The sequence below is a fragment of the Paraburkholderia acidicola genome (assembly GCF_002362315.1).
GTDB classification, from domain to species: domain Bacteria; phylum Pseudomonadota; class Gammaproteobacteria; order Burkholderiales; family Burkholderiaceae; genus Paraburkholderia; species Paraburkholderia acidicola.
The window spans coordinates 1433676-1456798 of sequence record NZ_MTZV01000006.1; the positions used below are offsets into that span (position 1 = coordinate 1433676).

The following is a 23123-nucleotide window of genomic DNA, read 5'->3' on the forward strand; positions in this document are numbered from 1 at the left end:
TTTCTATTGTCTGGCCGATGCAAACGGCCTGTGAAGTTCATCTAGATGAACGAGCGAAGCGATGAAAATCTTCATTCATGTGCCGCATGCGCCGCACGATAGCTCGCGCCCGGATGCGGCCCGCTAAGCCGCGCGCCGCCGCCGTGCAGTTTTTCACGCAGCGTCCCCTCTGCATAGTCGGTCTTGTAAACGCCACGCCGTTGCAATTCCGGCACCACCAGATCGACGAAATCGCTGAATGTTTCGTGCGTCAGCGCATACGCAAGATTGAAACCGTCGACGTCCGTCTCGTCAACCCACGATTGCAGCTCATCGGCGATTTCGCGCGGATCGCCCACCGACAGCGGCCCCAATCCGCCTATACCGCCCCACTTCGCAATCTCGCGTACGGTCCACACACGCGTCGGGTCAGCGCTCGACAGCGCCTCCACCGCCGACTGCACCGCATTGCTTTCGATATGCCGCAGCGGCTCGTCGAGCCCATACTTCGACAGATCAATACCGGTCCAGCCGGACATCAACGCAAGCGCGCCTTCGTCGCTTGCATAACGGCGATAGTCGGCATGCTTCGCGTGTGCTTCAGCCGCGGTGTTGCCGGTAATCACCGTATGCAGATTGAAGATCAGCACATCATGCGGATCGCGACCGAACGACTTCACGCGCGCACGAATATCGGCGACGAAATTCTTCAGGATCGTGCGTGACGGCGCGGCGATGAAGATGCATTCCGCGTGCTGTGCCGCGAAGTCTTTACCGCGTTTCGATGCACCGGCCTGATAGAGAACCGGTGTGCGCTGCGGCGACGGTTCGCATAGATGGATGCCGGGCACGTCGAAGTACGTGCCGCGATGAGCGATCGGATGCACCTTAGATGGCTCGGTGAATACATGCCGAGCCGCATCGCGCACCACCGCATCGTCTTCCCACGACGATTCCCACAGCTTGTAGCAGACCTCCAGATACTCTTCGGCGAGTGCATAGCGTTCGTCGTGATTCGCCTGGCTCGGCAAACCGACATTGCGCGCCGCGCTGTCCAGATACGACGTGACGATGTTCCAGCCGACCCGCCCGTTGGTCAGGTGATCGAGCGTCGACATGCGTCGCGCGAAGGGATAAGGATGTTCGTACGAAAGCGAACACGTCACGCCAAAGCCAAGGTGTTCGGTCACGTTCGCCATCGCAGAGACAAGCAGCACCGGATCGTTGACGGGCACCTGCGCGGCCTGGCGGATCGCTGCCCCGCCGTTGCCCTGGTACACGTCGTAGATACCGAGCACGTCGGCGATAAACAACCCATCGAACTTGCCGCGCTCGAGCAGCTTCGCGAGGTCGGTCCAGTAGTCGAGGTGCTTATAGCGCCACGACGTATCGCGTGGATGCGCCCACAAGCCCGGCGATTGATGCCCGACGCAGTTCATGTCGAATGCGTTGAGGCGGATCTGTCTCGTCATCGTCGAAATCCTGGAGTAAAGCAAACAAAATGCGGAACGAAAATGCAGCGCGTTACAACGCGCCGTGACGTGGCGGCAGCACGTCGTTCAGATAGTAGTTACCGACCGCGATGTATTTCCAGCGCACCGGATCGTGCAGCGTATGTGTGCGCGCGTTGCGCCAGTGACGATCGAGGTTGTGTTCGCGCAACGTCGATTGTGTGCCGGCCAGTTCGAGCAGTCGCGTCGAAGCCTGCAGCGCGATCTCGGTGGTCGCGGCGCGCGCCTTGGCCACCGCAATCGATGCAGCCGCCACCGTGCGCTCATTGGACTGTGCGGCCGCTGCATCGACGCTGCGGCCCGCGCGTTCGAGCAGCGCATCCGCTGCATCCAGTTGCAGCGCGAGCTTGCCGAATAGTTCGAGCGTCAGCGGGTCATCGCTAGCGCGCTCTACACCGCTGTCGACCCACGGTCGAGAGCGCTCGCGCACGAAGCGCCGCGCGTCGGCCAACGCCGCGCGGGCGATGCCGAGATCGACGGCCGCATGGATCAACTGTCCGAGCGGGCCGACCGTGGTCGGACGCGCATCGAACGCGGCGCTGTACGGCACCACCGCCGCGGCATCCACGTACACATCGTCGAGCACCGTCGAGCCGCTGCCCGTGGTGCGCTGTCCGAAGCTCGACCAGTCGTCGATAACCGTCAGGCCCGGTGTGTCTGCTGCCGTGAACGCGACGTACAGCGTATCGTCGGCCGCTTTCGCGACCACTGGAATCCACTGCGCAAACAGCGCACCGGTCGAGTAGAACTTCGTGCCGTTAAGCCGGAAACCTGCACCATCCGGCGTGAGCGTGGTTCGATAGTCGCGCACCGTCTTCGTGCCGCGTTCGGACAACGCATTGCCGAACCGGTCGCCCGCCAGCGCACGTTCGAAGTAGAACGCCTGCTGCTCGCGTGTGCCGTTCACACGCAGCACGTCGAGCATGAAGAAATGGTTCTGCGGAATCTGACCGAGCGCGGGGTCGGCGGCGGAGATGATCGCCGTGACTTCCGCGAGCGTTGCATACGATACCTGCGCGCCGCCGAATTCGCGCGGCACCGTGATGCCCCACAACCCGCTCGCCGAATACGCTTCGATTTCATCGAACGGCAACCGGCGATCGCGATCGCGTTCGGCCGCACCTTCGGCGAATGCGGGCGCGAGCGCATGGGCGATATCGAGCGCCTGCTGGTCGCTCTCGATGCGCGTCGCAACGCGTCTAACGGACGACACCGAATCTGGCAATGCACTCATGACGTCAATTCCACGGATGACGCGCCGGTTTGACGCCGTTCAGATAGTAGTTGCCGACGAGGTGATACTTCCAGCGCACCGGGTCATGCAGCGTATGCGTGCGCGCATTGCGCCAGTGACGGTCGAGATTGTGTTCGCTCAACGTCGATTGCGTGCCGGCCAGTTCGAACAGCTTTTCGCTCGCAAGCAAGGCGATCTCGGTGGTCAGCACCTTCGCTTCGCCGACCGCCACCGAAGCGCGCGCGACGTCGTCTTCGCTGACCTCGGGTTGCGCGGCAATCGCATCGAGCGTACGCGCGGCGCGTTCGAGCAATGCATCGGCCGCATGAAGCTGGATGTGCAGATGGCCGATTTCGCGCACGGTCAGCGGGTCGTCGGCTGCGCGTTCCACGCCGCTGTCGATCCACGGCCGCGAGCGCGTGCGCACGAATGTCAGCGTGTCTTCGATCGCAGCGTGTGCAATGCCGGCATCGATCGCCGCCTGGATGATCTGCGAGATCGGCCCGTTCAGCGTCGGAAAGTCCGACACGCGATGTGCGGGAAACACGTTCGAAGCGGGCACACGCACGCTATCGAGCACGACCGTGCCGCTTGCCGTAGTGCGCTGGCCGAAGCCCGTCCAGTCGTCGATCACGATCAACCCCGGCGTACCCTTCGGAATGTAAGCGAGCCAGCCCTTACGATCGTCGTCGAGTCCGAGCACCGGCACGTAATGCGCAAACAGCGCACCGGTCGAATAGAACTTCGTCCCGTCCACCACGTAGTCGTCGCCGTCACGCCGCACACGGGTCTTCAGATCGAGCACGTGCTTCGTGCCCTTCTCCGAGAAGCCGTTGCCGAAGCGCTTACCGCTCAGGATCTCACCGAAGAAATAGCGTTTCTGCTCGTCGGTGCCCGTCAACGAAATCACGTCGACCAGCCCATAGTGATTCTGCGGCAACTGTCCGAGCGACGGATCGGCTGCTGCAATGATCTTCACGACTTCGGTCAGCGTCACAAACGACACGCCCGCACCGCCATATGCCTTCGGCACGGTGATCGCCCACAACCCCGATTGCGAAAACCATTCGATTTCTTCGTGCGGCAACCGACGTTCGCGGTCGCGCACGGCAGCTTCTTTGGCGAGTCGCTGCGCTAACGCGTGCGCCGCTGCTATAGCGTCGGCATCGTCTGCAATCACACGCGCCGTGTGTTGCGTATCGGCTTGCGCCGGTTGCGACAAAGCCGTTGGGTCGAGCTCGGCCATACAAATCTCCGCTGTAGTGACTGTGCGCACAATCTATCAGCGGGGCTGTCGCGCGCAAACCGAGGGTTTCGGCAATGAATATTCCTTCGGCTGGCAAGCAGATCCACGCGGCATCAATGACTACGCCGCGGCCGTCATATCGATAGTCCGAATCGATGTTTCAGCAGCGATGTGAGTTGCATTAGAGTCGGCGAGGCTGGCAGCTTCCGCTGCCTTTCTCCTTTCCCTTTTTCCGGGTTCCGACGCGCGTTGCGTTCGACCGCCTTTCGTTTCTTTCGACATGACACGCTCGCACATTCCCCTTGCCTCGCTTGCTGCTGCCGCTCTGTTTGCTTTTTTCACCGCCGTCGCGCCACATGCCGTTCAGGCACAAGGCAGCGATGCTGCGATCCCGTCGCTAAAGGGAAAACGCATTGGCATCACCGTGGCCGGTACCGATCACTACTGGGATCTGAAGGCGTATCAAGGCGCAGTGGATGAAGTGAAACGACTCGGCGGTACACCGATCGCACTCGACGCCGGCCGCAACGACAACCGGCAGATCGCGCAGATCCAGACGCTGATCGCACAGAAGCCGGATGCGATCGTCGAGCAGCTCGGCACCGCATCGGTACTCGAACCGTGGCTGCAGAAAATCCGCCAGGCCGGCATCCCGCTCTTCACCATCGATACCGCGTCGCCGTCCAGCCTGAACGTCACGACCTCGGACAATTTCTTCATCGGTGAGCAACTTGCGCTGAAGCTCGTCAATGACATTCACGGCGAAGGCAATATCCTCGTCTTCAACGGTTTCTATGGCGTGCCGGTCTGCGCGATCCGCTATGACCAGTTGAAGGAAGTGCTGAAGTTTTATCCGAAGGTGCATATCCTCCAGCCCGAACTGCGCGATGTGATTCCGAACACCGTGCAAAGCGCCTATGCGCAGGTCAGCCAGTTGCTCGCCAAATATCCGAAAGGACAGATCGCCGCGATCTGGGCCGCATGGGATGTGCCGCAGGTCGGCGCAACCCAGGCCGTTGACGCCGCCAATCGCAGCGAGATCAAGACCTATGCGGTGGATGGCAGTCCCGACGTCGTGACGCTCGTGAAGGACCCGAAGTCGAGCGCGGCGGCAGTCGTCGCACAGCAGCCAGCGCTGATCGGCAAAACCGCCATCGATAACGTCGCGCGCTATCTGGCCGGCGACCACACGCTGGCGCCGTACACGTACGTACCGTCGCTGCTCGTCACCAAGGACAACGCGAGCACCGCGCAGCAAACGCTCGGCCAGCTCGGCGCGAAGTAAATGACGGACACGCATCATCCGCCCGCGCTTGCCCTGCGCGATATCGTCAAACACTTCGACGGTGTGCCTGCGTTACGCGGTGCATCGCTCGAAGTCGCGCGCGGCACCGTGCACGGACTGATCGGTCAGAACGGCGCGGGCAAGTCGACGTTGATCAAGATTCTTGCAGGCATACACACCGCCGATTCGGGCACGCTTTCTATCGATGGCATCGAGCAACCGGCGGCGACGACTCACCGCGATCGTCACGCGGCGCTCGGCTTCATTCATCAGGAGCGCTTGCTGCCGCCGACCTTCACGGTCGCCGAAGCATTGCTGCTCGGTGATGAACGCGCGATCGGGCCGCGTGCCGCAGGCACACTGCGCCTGCTCGTGCCGCGCCGGATGCGGCGCGATGCACGTGCTGCGCTGCTTGCGCACTTCGGTGTCGAGATCGACCCACGCCGGTTGATCGGTGACTTGAGTGTCGCGGAACAGCAGATCGTGCAGATCACGCGTGCGCTAATCCGCGAGCCGCGCATTCTGGTATTCGACGAACCGACCGCGGCGCTCGTCAGTCGAGAAGTCGACCGGCTGCTCGACACGATTCGCCGTCTGCGCGACCGCGGCCTGACGATCCTGTACGTGTCGCACTATCTGAACGAGATCACCTCGGTTTGCGATCGCGTCACCGTGCTGCGCGATGGCGTCGACGTCGAGCACGTCGATGCGCGCACTACCCCCGCCGATGCACTGGTCGCCGCGATGATCGGTACGCTGCCCTCGGCGCGCGCTGCAACCACGACTCGTCCACCCGGCGATGTCGTGCTGCGCGTGCGCGGTCTCGCCGCACCGCAACGCTTCGACGATGTGTCATTCGACCTGCGGCGTGGCGAGATCGTCGGTGTGACTGGTTTGCTTGGCTCGGGCGGCAAGAACGTCGTGCGCAGTCTGTTCGGTCTGGAGCGCGGTGTGCGCGGCAGCATCGAGATCGACGGTCGTGAGGTGCGGCTGCGACGGCCGCTCGATGCGGTGCGCGCGGGCATTGCCTTCGTTCCGGAAGACCGTCGCGCACATGGCGTCGCGCCGGCGCTCTCGGTGCGCGAAAACACAACCCTCGCGAGCCTCGCGCGGTTTAGCCGGTTCGGCTGGCTCGCGCGGCGTCGTGAAACGCAGGCGGTGCAGCAACTGATCGAAACGCTTGCAGTGCGCACGTCGGGCATCGAGGCGCCGGTACGCACGCTGTCGGGTGGTAATCAGCAGAAGGTTGCGCTCGCGAAGTGGCTCAGCCGCGGCTCGACACGTGCGTCTGTCGTGTATCTGCTCGACGAACCGACAGTCGGTGTCGACGTCGGTGCGAAGGCAGAAATCTACCGGCTGCTCGATCGGCTTGCACGCGAAGGCGCGGCTGTCCTGCTGTTTTCCAGCGATCTGATCGAACTACTCGATATCACCGACCGCGTGCTCGTGATGGCGCGCGGCCAGCTTGTGCGCGAACTGGTCTCGCGCGATGCCGATAGCCGCCAGGTGCTCGCGTGGGCTGCGGGCGCGCGGACCACATCGACTGACGAGGAGCTTGCCGCATGAGCAAGGTGCTCGATGCCGCGGGTACGCGCGAACGTTTGCCCGCATCCTCGATCCGTTTCGGCGATCCGCAATGGTGGTTGCGCAGCGGCGCGGCGCTCGCGTTCGCCGCGGTGTTCGCCGGTTTCGCACTGAGTTCGCCGCTGTTTCTAACGCTCGCCAATCTGGCCAATGTGTTCCAGCAGTCGGCCGTGGTCGGAATACTCGCGCTTGGCTTGACGGTCGTGCTGATCGGCGGTGGAGCGGACCCGATCCGCGGTGGGCTCGATCTGTCGGTGGCGGCCAATCTTGGTTTATGTGCCGCGGTCTATGCGGTCGCGCTGCGCGACGGTGCGAGCCCCGTTGCGGCGTTACTGCTCACATTCGCCGCCGGCGCGAGCGTTGGCGCACTCAATGCATTCGCGGTAGTGGTACTGCGGATCTATCCGCTGCTCGCGACGCTAACCACGATGAACCTCTGCGCCGGCTTCGAGCTGGTGTTGACGCAGAACACGTCCGTGCCTGCAGCAAGCCCGCTGCTCGAGTTCCTCCTCGATAACGGCCCGTTCGATATTCCGCTTGTCGCCTACGCACTCGTCGTCATCTCAGCGGTGTTCACGGTGCTGATCCACTACACACCGTTCGGTTTGCGGCTGCATGCAACCGGCGCTCATCGCGACGCCGCGCGCGCCGCGGGTCTACGCACGAACGGTTATGTCGCGGCCAGCTATGTATTGGGCGGTCTCGCGGCGGCCCTTGCCGCACTGGTTTCATCGTCGCTGCTGAGTGGCAGCGCGCCCGGCGCAGGTGAGAATCTGCTTGCCGTCGTCGCCGCAGCGTTGCTCGGTGCCGTGTTCTCACGACGACTCGTGCCGACTATTCCTGGCACGCTGCTGGCGGTGCTGTTCATCGGCATGATCGGCAACGGCTTTCAACTCGACAACGTGTCGAGCTATTGGGTCAACGGCGTCGAAGGCGCGCTGATCCTGTTCGTCGTCGCAACCACTGCACTCGTGCGGCGGCGTCATGCCGGGAGCGATGCACATGATTGACACACTCGCGCGTCTGCAGCGTTTTGCGCTGGTCGGCGCACTCGCCGCCGTGATCGTCTTCTTCGCAATCTATGCGCCCGGTTTCGCGCGTGTCGACAATCTCGCTGATGTGCTGCTGAACAACTTCGCGCTGCTCGCCATCGCCGCGCTCGGCATGACGCTCGCGTTGTCGCTCGGTGCGATCGATCTGTCGCTGGGTACATCGATCGATGTCGCGAGTCTGGTGTTCGTGCTGCTCAGCGCGCATCACGTCGGCGTGCTGCCGGCTGCGCTCGGTGGTCTCGGCGCGGCGTTGCTGGTCGGCGCGTTCAACGGCGTGCTGATCGCGCGGCTTGGCATCGCGCCGTTTCTTGCGACGCTGGGTACGCTGTTCATCGGACAGACCGTGCAGCAACTCGCCACCGATGGCGGTCAGCCCGTCTATCTGCTGAACATCGCGCTGCCGCCGCTGTTTAGCGTGCTCGCGCATGGCACGTTCGCTGGTTTGCCGGTGCCGCTGTGGATCGTGATCGTCCTAGCACTCGCGGTGCATGTCACGCTCGCGCATTCGGTGTTCGGCCGGCAGATCGTGGCGCTCGGCTCGCAACCGGGCGTCGCGCGCTATTCCGGCCTGCCAGTAGCGGCGTTAGGTGGCGCGATCTTTGTTGCGAGTGCGTTGATCTATGGTGTGGTTGGGTTGCTGCTGTCGTCGACGGTGAAGGCGTATGTGCCGCAAGCGGGCAACGCCTATCTACTGAATGCGATCGGTGCGACCTTCATCGGTACGACGCTGTCGCCGACGCGCCGTCCGGGTGTCGCCGGTACGCTGCTCGGCGTGTTGCTGCTGAGTCTCGTCGCGAACGGGCTGCTGTTGATCGGCTGGAATTTTTACTGGCAGCAGGTTGCGACTGGTGCGCTGATTTTCGCGGTGCTCGCGGTGAGTTTTGCGCAGCGGCATGGGCGATATGCATGATGCCTACGTCCGCTGCGTCGTATCGCGCCCCACGCTAAACGTGAAAGCCAGCGCCCCAACCAGCAACACACCTTTGATGAAATCCTGCATGTAGTACGGCGCATTCAGCATCGTCAAGCCGTTTAGCAGCACACCGACGAATACCGCGCCGACCACCGTACCAAACACATTGGGCCGTTTCGCACCCCAAACAGCGTAGCCGACCAGCGCTGCCGCCACGGCATCGAGCAACATCGAATGACCGGCGCTCACGTCGCCGCGCCCCACGCGTGCCGCAATCAGCACACCGCCAAGCGACGCGATCACGCCCGATGCGACATACGCCGCGATCCGGTAGCGCGCAGTCGGCGCACCTGCAAGCCGCGCCGCCGTTTCATTGCCACCGATCGCATAGATCACGCGGCCCCAGCGCGTCGTCTCCATCACGATGCACGCAATCACCGTCAACACGGCGAGCAACACAACCGGCACTGGCACCACGTCGAACAGACGCAGCCGGCCGAGCGCGAGAAACGCGTCGGGGAATGTGCCGGTCGTTTCGGTGCCATCCGGCAGCACCGTGCCGGTCGCTAGCGAACGACCGCCGGTCGGAATCAGTTGCAGTCCAGCGAGCAGGAACAGCGTGCCGAGCGTTGCAAGCTGATCGGGTACGCGCAGGCGCGTGATCAACAATCCATTGAAGAGACCCGCGGCCGCGCCGAGCACCACGCACGCGACGACCGCCGCCAGCGCGTTGCCGTGCCAGACGATCAGCACATAGCTCGCCGCCATCTGCGCAGACGCCGCCACGCTGCCCACCGACAGATCGAAACCGCCCGCAGCCAGCGTAATCGTCACGCCGATACCGAGCAGCGCAACGATCGACACGGCCTGCAGAATGCTGAACAGGTTGTCGACATTGAGGAAGGCGGGCTCCTTCACGGTGAACACGACGACCAGTAGCGCGAGCACGATCAACATGCCGCTGCGTTCGAGGTATTCACGCCACGCGAGCTTCGATCGCGCTACAGGAATCTGCGCAGGAACAGCATCGACCGGAACGGAGTCGTGGTCCGAATGCGTTTCAGAAACGCGTGGTAAGCCGGTCTTCATGACAATGGGGAAAGTTCGGGTTCGAAAGAAGAGATGTGGTCGATCGTGCCGCGATCGAAGCGCACGACGCGATCCGCAATCTCGAACGCTTCTTCGAGATCGCTGACGAAGACGAGGGTCGCACGCTCGTTAGCCTGCGCGCGCAACGTATCGACGATATCGGCCCGTGCACCCGCATCGACGCCCTGGAACGGCTCATCGAGCAACAGTAGCCGCGCAGGCTGTGCGTGCCAGCGTGCGAGCACGACTTTCTGCTGGTTACCGCCGGAGAGCTTCGTCAGGCGATCGTCGGGACCGGTGCAGCGAATGCCGAAGCGTTCGATCGCGTCGGAGGCGGCACGCGCTTCGACTGCACGTTGCACGCGACCGCGCGGAAACCAGCGCGGTAGAAACGGAAAGCTGATCGTGCCTGCTATCGATGCAAACGACACGCTGTCCGCGAACAGCGACGTACGCCAGCGGTCCTCGCCGGCGAGAAACACGCCCGCACGAATTGCGTCGGCGGGCGAGCGCGGTTGCCACGGCGCACCGTCGAGCGACATGCGGCCCGCGACCAGCCGGCTCGCTCCGAAGATCGCACGTGCCAACCGCGATTTGCCGCCACCCACAGGCCCCGCAATCGCGACGATCTCACCGCGGCGCACGTCGAGATCGAAGGGAATCGAATGCTGCGTCAGTTGCACACGCTCCGCGTGAAAGCCCGCTGACCCCGCACGTGCCGCATCGATTGCGCGTGGCGACGTATCGACGGAATCGGACCCCCGCACAAGATGGCTGCGCAACGGCCGACCGATCATCGTCTCGACCGCTGCATCGAAATCGATCGGCGGCCGCAGATCGGCAACGATGCGACCATCGCGAACGATCGCCACACGATCGGCAAGTCGACGCAGATCGCCAAGCCGGTGCGACACGAGCAGGATTGCAACGCCTTCCGCGCGCAACGTGTCGAGCAACGCGAACAACCTCTCTGCTTCCGGCGCGGAGAGGCTTGCAGTCGGTTCATCGAGAATCAGTAACGCGGGCTGCGCGGCAAGCGCGCGAGCGAGCGTCACGAGTTGCTGGGCAGCGAGCGGCAACGTCGCAAGTGGTGCAGCCAGATCGACGTCCAACCCGACGCGCGCGGCCAGCGGCGCGGCACTACGCCGACGCGCAGCAGGCGTAGCGCGCCACGGCCCAGCGCCATCGCACAGGCGATCGAGCAGCAGATTGTCCGCAATCGACAGCGACGGCACGACCGCATCGGCAATCGACTGATGCACGGTCGCAACACCAAGCCGCTTCGCAGCCTGCGTAGATTCAGGCGCAAACGGATGCCCCGCGAGCGACAACGTGCCCACGTCGGCACGATATACACCGCTCAATATCTTCACGAGCGTCGACTTGCCCGCGCCGTTCGCGCCCATTAGCGCGACGATCTCGCCGGCACCGATCGACAGATCGACGTGTTCGAGCGCGACCGTCGCGCCGAAGCGCTTCGATACGGCGGAAACAGTGAGAACGGGAGAAGGCATCGGAAGCTAGCACGGTCGGAAGACGACCAATCATGCTAGCCGTGCGCGTCGGCCAGGTCAACGAAGCGCTATTCACATGGTTATCAGGCAGAAATCCCGCGGAAGCGGATACAACGGTTCAGTATCCGCGCTCGCGATCCACCACATGCCGCAACGCGCCGCCGCTCAACAGCTGCTGCACGTTATACGCGACCTGTTCACCGATACATTCGAAGCTCGCCACTGACGCCATATGCGGCGTCACAATCAGATTCGGCGCGCGCCAGTAAGCGTCGTCGGGCGGCAGCGGTTCGGTGTCGAACACATCGACGATTGCGCCGCCGAGTTGCCCGCTCTCGAGTGCAGCCAGAAGGTCCCCGCGCACTACATGTTCGCCGCGGCCTGCGTGGATCAACCGTGCGCCGCGCGGCAACGCATCGAAGGTCGCGCGCCCTAGGATGCCGCGCGTTTGTTCTGTAAGCGGCAGCAGACACACCGCGAGGTCCAGGTCCGAGCAAAACTCGGTGAATTGATCCGCACCGAACGTCGTGATGCCAGGCAAGTTCTTGCGTTCGCGCGACCAGCCTCGAACATCGAATCCGAAGCGATGCAACTCGGTAGCCACGCGCGCGCCGAGCGTACCGAGCCCCATCACACCGATCCGGCGTCGCGCCGCGTCGATCTGTCTCGGGCGCCGCCAGATTGCCTTCGACTGGTTCGCCAGCACCGCGTCGAAGTGCCGGTGAAAATGCAGCGCGCCCCACATCACGAACTCGGTCATGCCCTGCGCGTGCGCGGGATCGACGACACGGCACAGCGGGACGTCGGGCAAGGTCGGATCGCTGAGGATGTTGTCGACGCCCGCCGCGATGCTGTGCACGAGCCGCAGTTGCGGCAGCGTCGCGAGCGCGCCGGCGGGTGGGTTCCAGCACACTGCGATTTCTGCCGCGTCCGCGCCGGGATCGCCGGGCAGGCAGATGCGCAGGTTCGGCGCGTGTGGCTGAAGCCGCTCGGTCAGTGGACCGGTGAGCGGCGACATGTCGAAGTTGTCGGCGAGTAACAGGAGGTGCGTCATCGGTGGTGCGAGGTCATCGTCAAGGACAGAGATCGAAGATGTGCGGTTCAACTGCGATAGTCAGAACTGGAATCATCGATCAACCGCAACGCCGCTTCCCACGCAAGATCGATGATGCCGTCCGCCTTGTCACTATGGAACTGCGCAGCGGTCAGCTTGCGCACCGCCTCCGGTACCGGATTCAGTTCCGCGCCGCCCGCCAGCGCCTGCACCTGGATCTGGCAGGCACGCTCGAGAAAATAGATCTCGTGAAACGCCGTGCCCGCCGATGCACCACCGGCCAGCAACCCATGATTGCGCAGGATCATCGCGTTGTGCGTGCCAAGGTCCGCGATCAACCGTTCGCGTTCGCCAAGATCGAGCGCGATGCCTTCGTAGTCGTGATAGGCAAGGTGCCCATAGAACTTCAGCGCGTGCTGGCTGATCGGCAGCAAGCCCTGCTTCTGCGCGGACACGGCCGAACCGGCCGACGTATGCGTGTGCACGACGAAGTGCAGGTCCTCGCGTGCCATATGCACGGCAGAGTGAATCGTGAAGCCCGCGGCATTGACGCGATAGCGCGCGGCGTTTTGCTCGTCGTCCGCATCGGGTTCGACGACGCGCCCGGTGCTGTCGATCTTCACCAGATCCGACGCACGCATTTCATGGAACAGCACGCCGTAACGATTGATCAGGAAATGATGCTCGGGGCCGGGCACGCGCGCCGTGATGTGCGTGTCGATCAGATCGGTCATCCGGAAATGCGCGACAAGCCGGTATAACGCGGCCAGATCGCAGCGAACAGCCCATTCTTCGCTGCTGTAGCGATGTGCGGCGGAGGCCGCGAGCGTGGCGCTCATGAACGATGTCTCCATGGATGGTGTTTCAACGTGGAACGTGACAGGCACATATCCGTAATCTGGTGCGCTTCATGCCTGAGCTTGAGGCTGAGTCTGAGCCGGGGCCTGGGAAGCGACGTCGCCGAGCAAAGCGGTCCTCTGCTGATATCGCGCCAACCCGATGATGCCACCGAGCGAGACCAGCGACAGCAGCGAAAAAAATAAGGCGAGCGGCAGCCATTGCCCCTGGAAGCGGTGCGCAAGCATCGTACCGATCAGCGGTGTCGTGCCAGCCGCCACCGTCGCACATAACTGGTATGCGATTGAAATGCCCGAGTAGCGTAGGCGCGTCGGAAACGCCGCCGTCATGAAACCGGCAATCACCGCATACACCGCCGATAGCACGACGACCGCCAGCGAAATACCGGCGACGATCGCCACCGGCTGCTGCGTGTTCACCAGCAGGAACATCGGGTACGGCGTGAAAATCGACACGCTCGCAGCGAGCGCCAGAAAACGCGCATCGCCGACGCGGCTCGCCAGCCACGCGGACACCGGCTGCGACAACAGCTGAATGATCGTCACGACGAACAGGCAATCGAGGATCGTCGTCTTCGGTATCGACAGCCACGTCGTTACGTACGAGATCATGAATGTGTTGGTGAAGAAGAAGCCGGCCGCGCCGATCGTCGTTGCTGCAGCCGCAAGCAGGATCGGCCGCAGATGCGTTCGCAGCACTTCGCTCACCGGCGCCACCGCGAGCTGGCCCGCGGCCCGCGCGCGCTCGAACTCGGGCGACTCCTCGACGCCGAAGCGGATCGCGAGGCCGATCAGCAGCAGCACAAAGCTCGCGAGAAACGGCAGGCGCCAGCCCCACGACACGAAGCTCGCGTGATCGAGCGACGTGACGAGGCGGAATGCAATCAGCGTCAGCAGCAAACCGGCTGGGCTGCCCATCTGCGGGAACGATGCGAAGAATGTCTTGCGGCCCTGCGGCGCATGCTCGCTCGACATCAATACTGCTCCGCCCCATTCGCCCCCTGCTGCAATGCCCTGCACGATGCGTAGCGTAACGAGCATGACGGGCGCCCAGACGCCGATCGATGCGTAGGTCGGCAGCAAGCCGATGCCGGTCGTTGCGCCGCCCATCAGGAACATCGTCAGTAGCAGCATTTTCTTGCGGCCGAGCCGGTCGCCGAGGTGGCCGAAGACCATCCCGGACAACGGCCGCGCGACAAATCCCGCGAAGAACGTCGCAAACGACGCCAGCGTGCTAGCAAAGCGGTTGGTACCTGGAAAGAAGATTTCGCCGAGCACGAGCGCGGCGGCGGTCGCATAGGCGTAGAAATCGTAGAACTCGACGGTGGTGCCGATGAACGCAGCAGCGGCCGCGCGGACCGGCTGGCGGGTGTGGACCGGATGACTCATGGCACCTCTCGATGGGTGGATAAACTGCGGGGAACGGTGCAGTTATCAGGAGCCAATATTAGTCCGTAAAATGGCGTTTTTTTATGAGCGGTATTACTGGGGCTAATGGCGTGCGAACGCTTGCCGGACGGGCTGTAGCGGGGAATTCGAGGTCGCCCGGTCAATGAGGGCGACGTAGTGCGGCGCGTTATTGCATCGATGAACCCGACAGATCAGCCCGGCACGACGCCCGCGCCGCTCAGCATCGAAAGTGTTCGATGTCCTGCCCTGCATTGATCGCCCGTCGGAGCCAGTCGGGCCGCTCGCCCTGACCGTCCCAGCGGTTACCAAACGCATCGCGATATTTCGGCCTGGCGGCTTCGGCGATAAGCGCCGCTTCCAGGACCTCCATCGTGATGTCGAACTCCTCCATGCGATTCCGGATCCACGTGATCAGCCGCTCGCGCGCCTGTCCGTCGAAATCCAGTACCTGTTGTTCCGCTTGTTGTTTCATGACGTACCGGTTTTTCGCAATAGTCAGCCGAAATCGGCCGATTGCGCGCTCGAATAAACAAAGGCAAAAACAAAGGCCTCGCGATTGCCGGCGAAACCTTTACCTGAAATGTGGCTGGCAGGACGAATGAATCCCTTGCGTGCTTCCCCGAACAGGAAACCGCGTGCGACCGACTGATGGGTTACGAAACACACGTCCGCTGTACGGTCCGTGCTTTCGCTAGTGAAACCCTTATGCAAGGGATGCATCTCCGATATAGCGCGGATTTTATCACCCATTCTTTTTGGTTTCTCAACCCATAGCGCCCGCTTTTCAAAAATAACCGTGCGTCCGGTATCTGGACACACGCCGGCGAGGCGCTAGACCTGCGGAAGATCGTCGATGGATTTTTCGATGTGACCGTCGGGGATGTCGGTGTCGATGCCGTCGTTGCCGTCCGTATGCGAAACGGTCTTGATCTTCGGCCCAAGAAAATTCATACCGCCGAGCTTGAACAGCGACCAGACGAGATTGCCCGCGCGAATGGCCCTGACGACTTCGGCCACCTCGACGATGTCGTGCGGCGATAGCCACTCATTCGTCTTCGGGTTGACGAGCGCCCAGCGCACATGCGTAATGCGGCCGGTAACAGGGTTGATGCGAACGCCATCGATAGCATACGTCGCCATATCAGCCTCCCTCATCCTGCTCATGCTGGTCACGGAATCGTAACACTCCTCCGAAAGTGCCCGGCCACAAAAATATTTTCTGAAAATTCCTTGATTATCTACTGACCAGTAGATAGACTGCTGTTCATGGAAACGCCAACCGTCCGCGAACAGCTTCTGCAACACGCCCAGACCTTGCTGATGACCCGAGGCTACAACGGTTTCAGCTACCGGGATCTCGCCGATCTCGTGGGTGTGAAAACATCGAGCATTCACTATTACTTCCCTACCAAGGAAGACCTCGCGCTTGAAGCAGTCGATGCATACAGCAACGAGGTGCTGAGCACGATCCGCGGAATCGACGCTTCACTCGCACCGGAGAAAAAGCTCGAGCGCTATGCGAAGCAGTTTGGTCTCGTGCTCGGTAATGGCGATCAGATCTGTCTGTGCGGCATGCTGGCAGCGGACATCGAATCGCTGCCCGAGAACGTGCGGCAGGCAGTGCAGGCTTTTTTCAAGGCCAACGAAAGCTGGCTGGCCAAAATACTGGCCGAAGGCGAAGCACGCGGCACACTGCGCGTGAACGGCAAGATAGAAAGCGCGGCGCGTGCACTGTATGCGTCGTTTCAAGGCAGCGTCCTCGCTAGCCGGTTGTTTCACTCGAAAGCCCGGCTCGAAGACGTCGTCAATTCAGTACGGATTGGATAACCCGGGCGCGATCGACTCGATCGGCCGTGCCAGGCAAGCAGGAAGCAGGTCGTTTTTTTATAGCCGGTCGTCTACCTATTAGTAGATACCCATCATTCGCAATCTTTTGAACTGGAGTTACATCATGTCGATCGAAAAAGTTTTGTACCGTGCTCATGCCCGCGCTAACGGTGGCCGCGATGGCCGTGCAGTCTCGTCGGATAACGTGCTCGACGTCGCCCTCACGACGCCGCGTGAACTGGGCGGTGCTGGCGGCGTTGGCACGAATCCCGAACAACTGTTTGCCGCGGGCTATTCCGCATGTTTCCTCGGCGCGATGAAGTTCGTCGCGGCCCGCGACAAGATCGCGTTGCCCGCCAGCACGACCGTGGATGGCAGTGTCGGTATCGGCCAGATCGCGACCGGTTTCGGCATCGAAGTCGAACTGCGCATCACGTTGCCGGGTATCGAACGCTCCCAGGCCGAACGCATCGTTGAAGCGGCGCATATCGTGTGCCCTTACTCGAATGCGACGCGCGGCAACATCGACGTCAAGCTGGTTCTGCAGTAACAACACCGCAAGCGCCACAGCCAATGCTCATGGCGTTTTATTTTCCCCGGTTATCTATCTATATGTAGATAGCTATACGCGTGACTGGTGCAGCCGGCATGTGCTGCCGACTGCACACCGATCTCACTGGAAGGAGCAGGATCATGAAGTTTGCGAAGAAGCTGATCGTCGCCGCGGCGACCGGAACCACGCTCGCGTCGGGTGTCCACGCTGCACCGGTACTCGAACCCGTCACCCAGGCCTTCATCGATAGTCTCGCTGCACATGGCGGCCCGCCGATCTACACGCTCTCGCCCGCCGATGCACGCAACGTGCTGGCCGGCGCGCAAGCGCAACCGGTGGCAAAACTGCCGGCGCAGATCGAAGACCGTGTGCTGCCCGTTGGTCCGACGGGCAAGATTGCCGTGCGTATCGTGAAGCCTGAAGGCGCGACCGGCACGTTGCCCGCAGTGATGTATTTCCACGGCGGTGGCTGGGTGCTTGGTGACAGGAACACACATGACCGGTTGATCCGCGAAATTGCCAATGGTGCGCATGCGGCGGTGATTTTCGTCGACTATGACCGCTCGCCGGAAGCGAAATACCCGGTGCCGATCGAACAGGCCTATGCCGCGACGACCTACGTTGCCGCGCATCCGAAGGAGTTTGGCATCGACGCGAACCGCATCGCAGTGGCGGGCGACAGCGTCGGCGGCAATATGACGGCAGCTGTCACGCTGCTCGCCAAAGAGCGCAGCGGTCCGACGTTCCGCCACCAGGTGCTGTTCTATCCGGTCACCGATGCGAACTTCGACGACGGCTCATATAACGAATTTGCGAACGGCCCGTGGCTGACCAAACCCGCGATGAAGTGGTTCTGGGACGCGTATGCGCCGAACGTGGCGGACCGCGCGAAGATCACCGCATCGCCGTTGCGCGCGACGCTCGATCAGTTGAAAGGCCTGCCGCCCGCCCTCGTGATCACCGACGAGAACGATGTCCTGCGCGATGAGGGCGAAGCGTATGCGCGCAAGCTGTCGCAAGCCGGTGTGCGGGTAACCGCAGTGCGCTATGAAGGCACGATCCACGACTTCGTGATGCTCAACGCGCTGACCGACACGCCGGCGACACGTGCGGCGATCGCTCAGGCCAACGCTGTGCTGCGTGAGGCGTTGGCGAAGTAATCGTGTAGCGGCAAACCTGAATGACGAACGACCCGCCTAAACGGGTCGTTTCGTCACTTTCGTCATTTCATTGCAGTTCGAAGTCAGTGCAGCAGATCACACACTCCCATCCATTCTCACCGCAGCCCCTTGTAGCGGCGTATCGGCCATAACGACGCTCTCCTTCGGCAGCGCCCATTGCAGCCAGCGCGTGCGATGCAGCACGACGAGTGCGAACGCCAGCGCGGACAGCACACCGAACGTAGCAAAACCCATCTGGTAGCTGCCCGTGCTTTCCTTCGCGATACCCATGATCACGGGCAAATAGAACCCGCCGATCCCGCCAGCGGCACCGACAATGCCCGACATCAAGCCAGTCTTGCCCTTCCAGCGTTGCGGCACGAGCTGGAACGTCGCACCGTTGCCGAGCCCGAAGCACAGATACGTGACAACCAGCAGCGCAATCCCGGCCGGCAGCGGCGGCATCCACGCGGCAAATGCGAAGTCGCAGATCGAGATGGCCGCGAGCAGCAGCACCAATGCGCGCACACCGGAAATCCGGTCCGCAACGAAGCCGCCGATCGGCCGCACCAGCGCACCGATAAACGCCAGCAGCGACATGAAGAGCCCCGCTTCGATACGCGGCATCTGATACAGCGAGATCAGCAGCGTCGTGACATACGAAGACATGCCGACAAAACCACCGAACGTGATGCTGTACACCAGCATCACGACCCACGTATCGCCTTCGACCAGCACGGAGCGATAGTGCTTCGGCAGCACGGCGATGGCGAGCAGCGCACCGAGTACCGGCAGCAGCAACACCCCCGTCTTGCCTGCACCGAATAGCCCGGCGTGCACAGCCAGTACGAGCGCCAGCAGCCCCACGAGTGTGATGCAGAAACTGCCCAACGCCTTCGGTGCGCTGCCAGTCTTCGGGCTCAGATCCTTGGCCCAGAAGAACAGCGCAACGGCGGCGAGCGCCAGTAACGGCAACGCGGCACCGGTCGCACGCGCCCAGCCGAAACTATCGGCAAGCGATGGGAACAGAAACCCGTCGAGCACCGCACCGATGTTGCCGGCCGCCGCAAGTCCGAGCACGAGCCCCTGCACTTTCGGCGGATAGTTGCTGCCTGCCATCGGCAGGGCGACCGCGAAGCTCGCGCCACCGATACCGAGGAACACACCGAGCACCAGCAGCAGCGTGTACGACGGCGTGCCCGGCATCAACAGCAGCACCGCCGACGGAATCGCCGACAGCGCCACCCCGAGCAGCGCAACGCGGCGGCCATCGTAGGCCTGATAGAGATTGCCGAGCGTCACGCGCAAAATCGCGGCGCCGAGTACCGGTACCGCGACCAGAAAGCCCAGTTCGGCGGGCGACATCGTGATGTCTTTGTGGATGAACGGCGCGAGCGGGCCGAACATCACCCACACCGTAAAGCCCGTGTCGAAATACAGAAAGCACGCGAGTAACGCGCGCCAGTTACCGCTCTTTAGCGAATTCAGCAGGTTTCTCATGGGTCTCTCTCACAGGGCGATGGCGATGACTCTTGCTGCGGACCCGGTCATGCGACCGGCGAAAAAAAAGGCGCCCCGAACCGCGCGAGCCGACCGATTGCTCGATCCGCTTCTGCGATCCGGGACGCCGTTGTCCCTAAAGCCGCTCCATCGAGCGGCCAGTCGATATCCGATACATCGAGGTCTCCGTTGACCTCGGAACGGACAAATGCAATAGCTGTGCCACGCTTTGAATGGGACCCTTCGTGCGCTTCCGCCGATGCCGCAGAGCCCTGCTGCGGACGAGCGCATAGCGTTGCGCGATGGGCCAATCGGGCCGATGAGGATGACGCGGGCAGCCGTAAATGAGCCGCCTGCGATATGCGCCGCGATTCGGCATGCGACATCGCAGGCATTTCTTCGAAGCGCCTGAATGTCTCCTTACGAATAGATTTGGTGCAGTCCGGTCGTGCATCGCACCATCGCCGTGCGCAGCGCAACCGCGCATAACCCTACTGCGGGGTCTTCGCAGGCGGTCGGGCAAAGCGATGGATGTATCATTGAGCGATCGTAAGCCGTGCTTTAAATCATGCCGTCACGACCCATATCCCGAGTCAAAAACACACCGCCCGCCGCATGGCCGGAACGCCTGCGAGCAGCCGGCCTGCGTTCGACCGCGCTGACGCTCGCCGTCCTGCAGCGGCTCGAAACGGCCAGCCAGCCCTACTCCCACGAAGACCTCGCGCAGGAACTCGCCGAGGATAGCGCGAGCGGCAAAGTAGACCGCGTCACGCTATACCGCATCCTGGATCGGCTCACCCTGGTCGAGTTGATTGCGAAGATTCAGGGCTCGGATCGCGTCGCACGCTACACGCTCACGCATGCATCGGCGGCCGGGTACTTCGAGTGCGATCAATGCCACTCGGTCACCGCACTGCCGAGCGACCCCGCGCTCACCGACGTACTCGCGCGGCTCGGACGACGCATCAACCGCAGTGGCGCGCACAGCACGAAGGCTTCACTGACCCTGCACGGCACCTGCAAGAACTGCGTTCATCCGGACCGCTAGCGTGCGCAAACAGCGTTGGCGTTACGCTTCGTCCGAGTCTTCGGACGTCTCGCGCCATACCGGGAACGGGTCCGGAAATTTCATCCATTCGGACGGCCCCGCGTACATTTCAGCGTCGCTCAGCAGGCACGCATCGAGCCTCGCGCGCAATGCCGCTTCATCCATGTCGATGCCGATCAGCACCAGCTCCTGGCGCGCATCGCCGACATGCGGGTCCCACTTCGCGTCGATTGCACTCAACGCTTCCGGGTCTTCCGGCCAGTAAGCCTTCGGCACCGCGGCCCACCACATTCCCGCGGCTCCGTGCCGGCACACGCCGCCGGCCTGCGACCACGTACCGGCATAAGTCGGCCGGCTTGCGAGCCAGAAAAAGCCTTTCGAGCGCACGACTCCCGCCCACTCGCTATCGACCAGCGCCCAGAAACGCAACGGATGAAACGGCCGCCGCGCCCGGTAGACGAAGTTCGCGATGCCGTATTCCTCAGTCTCCGGCGTGTGTTCGCCGCGCAGTTCCTTGAGCCAGCCCGGCGCCTTCGACGCCTCATCGAAATCGAACAGCTTCGTATCGAGCACCTTGTCGAGCGTCAGCTTGCCGAACTCGGCAATCTCGATGCGCGCCCGCGGATTGAGCCGGTGCAGGATGGCGATCAGCCGTTCGCGATCCGCGTCGTCGATCAGGTCGACCTTGTTCAGCACGAGCACATCGCAGAACTCGATCTGCTCGATCAGCAGATCGACGACGGTCCGCTTGTCTTCCTCGCCAAGCGACTCGCCGCGCGCCTGCAGGCTGTCGTGCGAGCTGTAGTCGCGCAGAAAATTGAACGCGTCGACCACGGTCACCATCGTGTCGAGACGGGCGACGTCGGACAGGCTTTGCCCCTTCTCGTCGGCAAACGTAAACGTTTCCGCGACCGGTAGTGGCTCTGAAATCCCCGTCGATTCGATGACCAGTTGATCGAAACGCCCGTCCTTAGCCAGACGGTTGACCTCCAGCAGCAGATCCTCGCGCAACGTGCAGCAAATACAGCCGTTGCTCATCTCGACCAGTTTCTCGTCGGTGCGCGACAGTTCGGCGCCGCCGTCGCGCACGAGCGCGGCATCGATATTCACCTCGCTCATATCGTTCACGATGACAGCGACCCGCCGCCCCTCGCGATTGTTCAGGATGTGGTTGAGCAAGGTCGTCTTGCCTGCACCGAGAAAACCGGACAGCACCGTGACGGGCAGTCGTGCATTCATAAAGCGCTCCGTGGTTTGCCAAATCGCAACTGGATTGCATTATAACCATAACGCAACATAGTAGCGTTTGTAGAAGACAAACTCTGGCGCGGTACCCAACCTGTCGCTAGAGCATGGACGGGCATTTCCCGGCATCCGATATCATGGGCGCTCCGTTCCGCACCCACTTGCCATGCTTGCCCCTTTACTCCATTCGTTCTACGAAGCCGCCCGCCAAGGCAGTGTGACCGTGGCGGCGAAGGTACTCGGGCTCAGCCAGCCGACGGTGACGGCCCACATCCGGCAACTGGAAACGATGTACAAGGTGGAGCTGTTTCATCGCCGGGGCGGGCGCATCGAGTTGACCGAAGCGGGCGCGGGACTGATGCCGCAGGTGCAGCGCCTGTTGCAGAACGAGCGCGATATCGACTTCGCCCTGCGCAACGCCAGCCGGCTCGCGGGCACGCTGTGGGTCGGCGCGACGGGGCCGTACTACATCCTTCCGGGCATCGCCGCATTCCGGCAGCGCTATCCCGCGACGGAAATCCGTGTCGTGATCGGCAATTCGCGCGAGATGCTCGACGCGCTGATCGATAGCCGCATCGATATCGCCGTGTCGTCGCAGCGCGACGACGATCCCCGCCTCGTCCGTCAGACGCTTGCGTGCGACTCGCTCGTGATGGTCGTGCATCGCGACCATCCGCTGACGCGCGTGGGCAAAGCGAGCCTCGCCGATCTGAAGACGCAGACGCTGCTGCTGCGCGAGCCTGGTTCGATGACGCGCGAAATCACCGAGTCCGCACTGCGCGACGCCGACGTGCGCCCCGCCACGACGATCGAGATCGGCAGCCGCGAAGCGATCCACGAGGCGATCCGCCACGACATGGGCTGCAGCCTGATGCCGGTCGGTGAAGTGCCAGCCAGCCCGGATCTGCGAGTCCTGCCGCTCGAAGGCGACGTACCCTCCTCGCTCGAATACGTTTACTACCTGGGCGCGCGTTCAGGAGCCCTGTTGATCGATACGTTCATTGCACTGCTCGCCGACTCGCGCGCGAGCCGCACATAAAAAGTCTGATAGGCGCATCCGTC

General features: G+C 62.6%; 22 protein-coding genes. 9 read left to right on the top strand and 13 right to left on the bottom strand.

Annotation, left to right across the window (positions count from 1 at the left end; translation table 11 throughout):
• Positions 1-71: 71 nt before the first annotated feature.
• From BWP39_RS25165 to BWP39_RS25175, 3 genes are read right to left on the bottom strand one after another with little or no spacing between them, the layout of a single operon-like run.
• Positions 72-1451 (bottom strand): LLM class flavin-dependent oxidoreductase, encoded by a 1380-nt coding sequence (locus tag BWP39_RS25165; protein ID WP_096724979.1) that lies wholly within the window; start codon positions 1449-1451, stop codon positions 72-74.
• 52 nt (positions 1452-1503) lie between these two features.
• The gene (locus BWP39_RS25170; protein WP_096724980.1) at positions 1504-2724 is read right to left on the bottom strand and encodes an SfnB family sulfur acquisition oxidoreductase; all 1221 of its coding nucleotides are present in this window, start codon (positions 2722-2724) and stop codon (positions 1504-1506) included.
• Positions 2725-2728: 4 nt separating this feature from the next.
• The gene (locus tag BWP39_RS25175) at positions 2729-3970 is read right to left on the bottom strand and encodes an SfnB family sulfur acquisition oxidoreductase (protein WP_096724981.1); all 1242 of its coding nucleotides are present in this window, start codon (positions 3968-3970) and stop codon (positions 2729-2731) included.
• Positions 3971-4250: 280 nt separating this feature from the next.
• On the opposite strand from BWP39_RS25175, the gene BWP39_RS25180 reads away from it, so the two are divergent.
• The 4 genes from BWP39_RS25180 to BWP39_RS25195 are packed head-to-tail and all read left to right on the top strand — an operon-like array spanning position 4251 to position 8801.
• Entirely contained in the window at positions 4251-5255 is a 1005-nt protein-coding gene (locus BWP39_RS25180) for a sugar ABC transporter substrate-binding protein (protein ID WP_096724982.1), read from the top strand.
• On the top strand, positions 5256-6821 hold the full coding sequence (locus tag BWP39_RS25185; protein ID WP_096724983.1) for a sugar ABC transporter ATP-binding protein: 1566 nt from the start codon (positions 5256-5258) through the stop codon (positions 6819-6821).
• Positions 6818-7849, top strand: coding sequence for an ABC transporter permease (locus BWP39_RS25190; protein ID WP_096724984.1), 1032 nt, complete (start codon positions 6818-6820; stop codon positions 7847-7849). The genes BWP39_RS25185 and BWP39_RS25190 overlap by 4 nt, the downstream gene beginning before the upstream one ends.
• On the top strand, positions 7842-8801 hold the full coding sequence (locus tag BWP39_RS25195) for an ABC transporter permease (protein WP_096724985.1): 960 nt from the start codon (positions 7842-7844) through the stop codon (positions 8799-8801). The genes BWP39_RS25190 and BWP39_RS25195 overlap by 8 nt, the downstream gene beginning before the upstream one ends.
• Positions 8802-8804: 3 nt before the next feature.
• Here the strand turns inward: BWP39_RS25195 and BWP39_RS25200 are convergent, their stop codons facing one another.
• The 8 genes from BWP39_RS25200 to BWP39_RS25235 form a co-directional block, all read right to left on the bottom strand.
• Positions 8805-9761, bottom strand: coding sequence for an ABC transporter permease (locus tag BWP39_RS25200; RefSeq protein ID WP_235851510.1), 957 nt, complete (start codon positions 9759-9761; stop codon positions 8805-8807).
• A gap of 128 nt (positions 9762-9889) precedes the next feature.
• Entirely contained in the window at positions 9890-11407 is a 1518-nt protein-coding gene (locus BWP39_RS25205) for a sugar ABC transporter ATP-binding protein (protein WP_096724987.1), read from the bottom strand.
• 118 nt (positions 11408-11525) lie between these two features.
• Positions 11526-12461 (bottom strand): 2-hydroxyacid dehydrogenase, encoded by a 936-nt coding sequence (locus BWP39_RS25210; RefSeq protein WP_096724988.1) that lies wholly within the window; start codon positions 12459-12461, stop codon positions 11526-11528.
• Between the two features lie 47 nt (positions 12462-12508).
• Entirely contained in the window at positions 12509-13300 is a 792-nt protein-coding gene (locus BWP39_RS25215) for a class II aldolase/adducin family protein (protein ID WP_096726162.1), read from the bottom strand.
• Positions 13301-13369: 69 nt separating this feature from the next.
• Positions 13370-14707: an MFS transporter gene (locus BWP39_RS25220; RefSeq protein ID WP_096724989.1), complete on the bottom strand. Its 1338-nt coding sequence runs from the start codon at positions 14705-14707 to the stop codon at positions 13370-13372.
• Between the two features lie 238 nt (positions 14708-14945).
• Positions 14946-15200 carry an H-NS family nucleoid-associated regulatory protein gene (locus BWP39_RS25225; RefSeq protein ID WP_096724990.1) on the bottom strand — a complete coding sequence of 85 codons (255 nt, stop codon included), beginning with the start codon at positions 15198-15200 and terminating at the stop codon, positions 14946-14948.
• 23 nt (positions 15201-15223) lie between these two features.
• On the bottom strand, positions 15224-15478 hold the full coding sequence (locus tag BWP39_RS25230; RefSeq protein ID WP_133116931.1) for a hypothetical protein: 255 nt from the start codon (positions 15476-15478) through the stop codon (positions 15224-15226).
• A gap of 81 nt (positions 15479-15559) precedes the next feature.
• Entirely contained in the window at positions 15560-15868 is a 309-nt protein-coding gene (locus tag BWP39_RS25235; protein WP_096724992.1) for a hypothetical protein, read from the bottom strand.
• A gap of 126 nt (positions 15869-15994) precedes the next feature.
• Between BWP39_RS25235 and BWP39_RS25240 the strand changes: the two genes are divergently transcribed.
• From BWP39_RS25240 to BWP39_RS25250, 3 genes are all read left to right on the top strand, one after another.
• A complete protein-coding gene (locus tag BWP39_RS25240) occupies positions 15995-16555 on the top strand; it encodes a TetR/AcrR family transcriptional regulator (RefSeq protein ID WP_096724993.1) in 561 nt (186 codons plus the stop codon).
• 124 nt (positions 16556-16679) lie between these two features.
• On the top strand, positions 16680-17105 hold the full coding sequence (locus BWP39_RS25245) for an organic hydroperoxide resistance protein (protein ID WP_096724994.1): 426 nt from the start codon (positions 16680-16682) through the stop codon (positions 17103-17105).
• 143 nt (positions 17106-17248) lie between these two features.
• Positions 17249-18268 (top strand): alpha/beta hydrolase, encoded by a 1020-nt coding sequence (locus BWP39_RS25250; RefSeq protein ID WP_096724995.1) that lies wholly within the window; start codon positions 17249-17251, stop codon positions 18266-18268.
• Positions 18269-18364: 96 nt separating this feature from the next.
• Here the strand turns inward: BWP39_RS25250 and BWP39_RS25255 are convergent, their stop codons facing one another.
• Positions 18365-19768: an MFS transporter gene (locus BWP39_RS25255; RefSeq protein WP_096724996.1), complete on the bottom strand. Its 1404-nt coding sequence runs from the start codon at positions 19766-19768 to the stop codon at positions 18365-18367.
• Positions 19769-20336: 568 nt separating this feature from the next.
• On the opposite strand from BWP39_RS25255, the gene BWP39_RS25260 reads away from it, so the two are divergent.
• The gene (locus BWP39_RS25260; protein ID WP_096724997.1) at positions 20337-20816 is read left to right on the top strand and encodes a Fur family transcriptional regulator; all 480 of its coding nucleotides are present in this window, start codon (positions 20337-20339) and stop codon (positions 20814-20816) included.
• Between the two features lie 21 nt (positions 20817-20837).
• Here BWP39_RS25260 and zigA read toward each other — a convergent pair whose 3' ends face one another.
• Complete coding sequence (gene zigA / locus BWP39_RS25265; protein ID WP_096724998.1) at positions 20838-22055, bottom strand: zinc metallochaperone GTPase ZigA; 1218 nt, start codon at positions 22053-22055, stop codon at positions 20838-20840.
• A 172-nt stretch (positions 22056-22227) separates the two neighbouring features.
• On the opposite strand from zigA, the gene BWP39_RS25270 reads away from it, so the two are divergent.
• Positions 22228-23100, top strand: coding sequence for a LysR substrate-binding domain-containing protein (locus BWP39_RS25270; RefSeq protein WP_096724999.1), 873 nt, complete (start codon positions 22228-22230; stop codon positions 23098-23100).
• Positions 23101-23123: the final 23 nt, after the last annotated feature.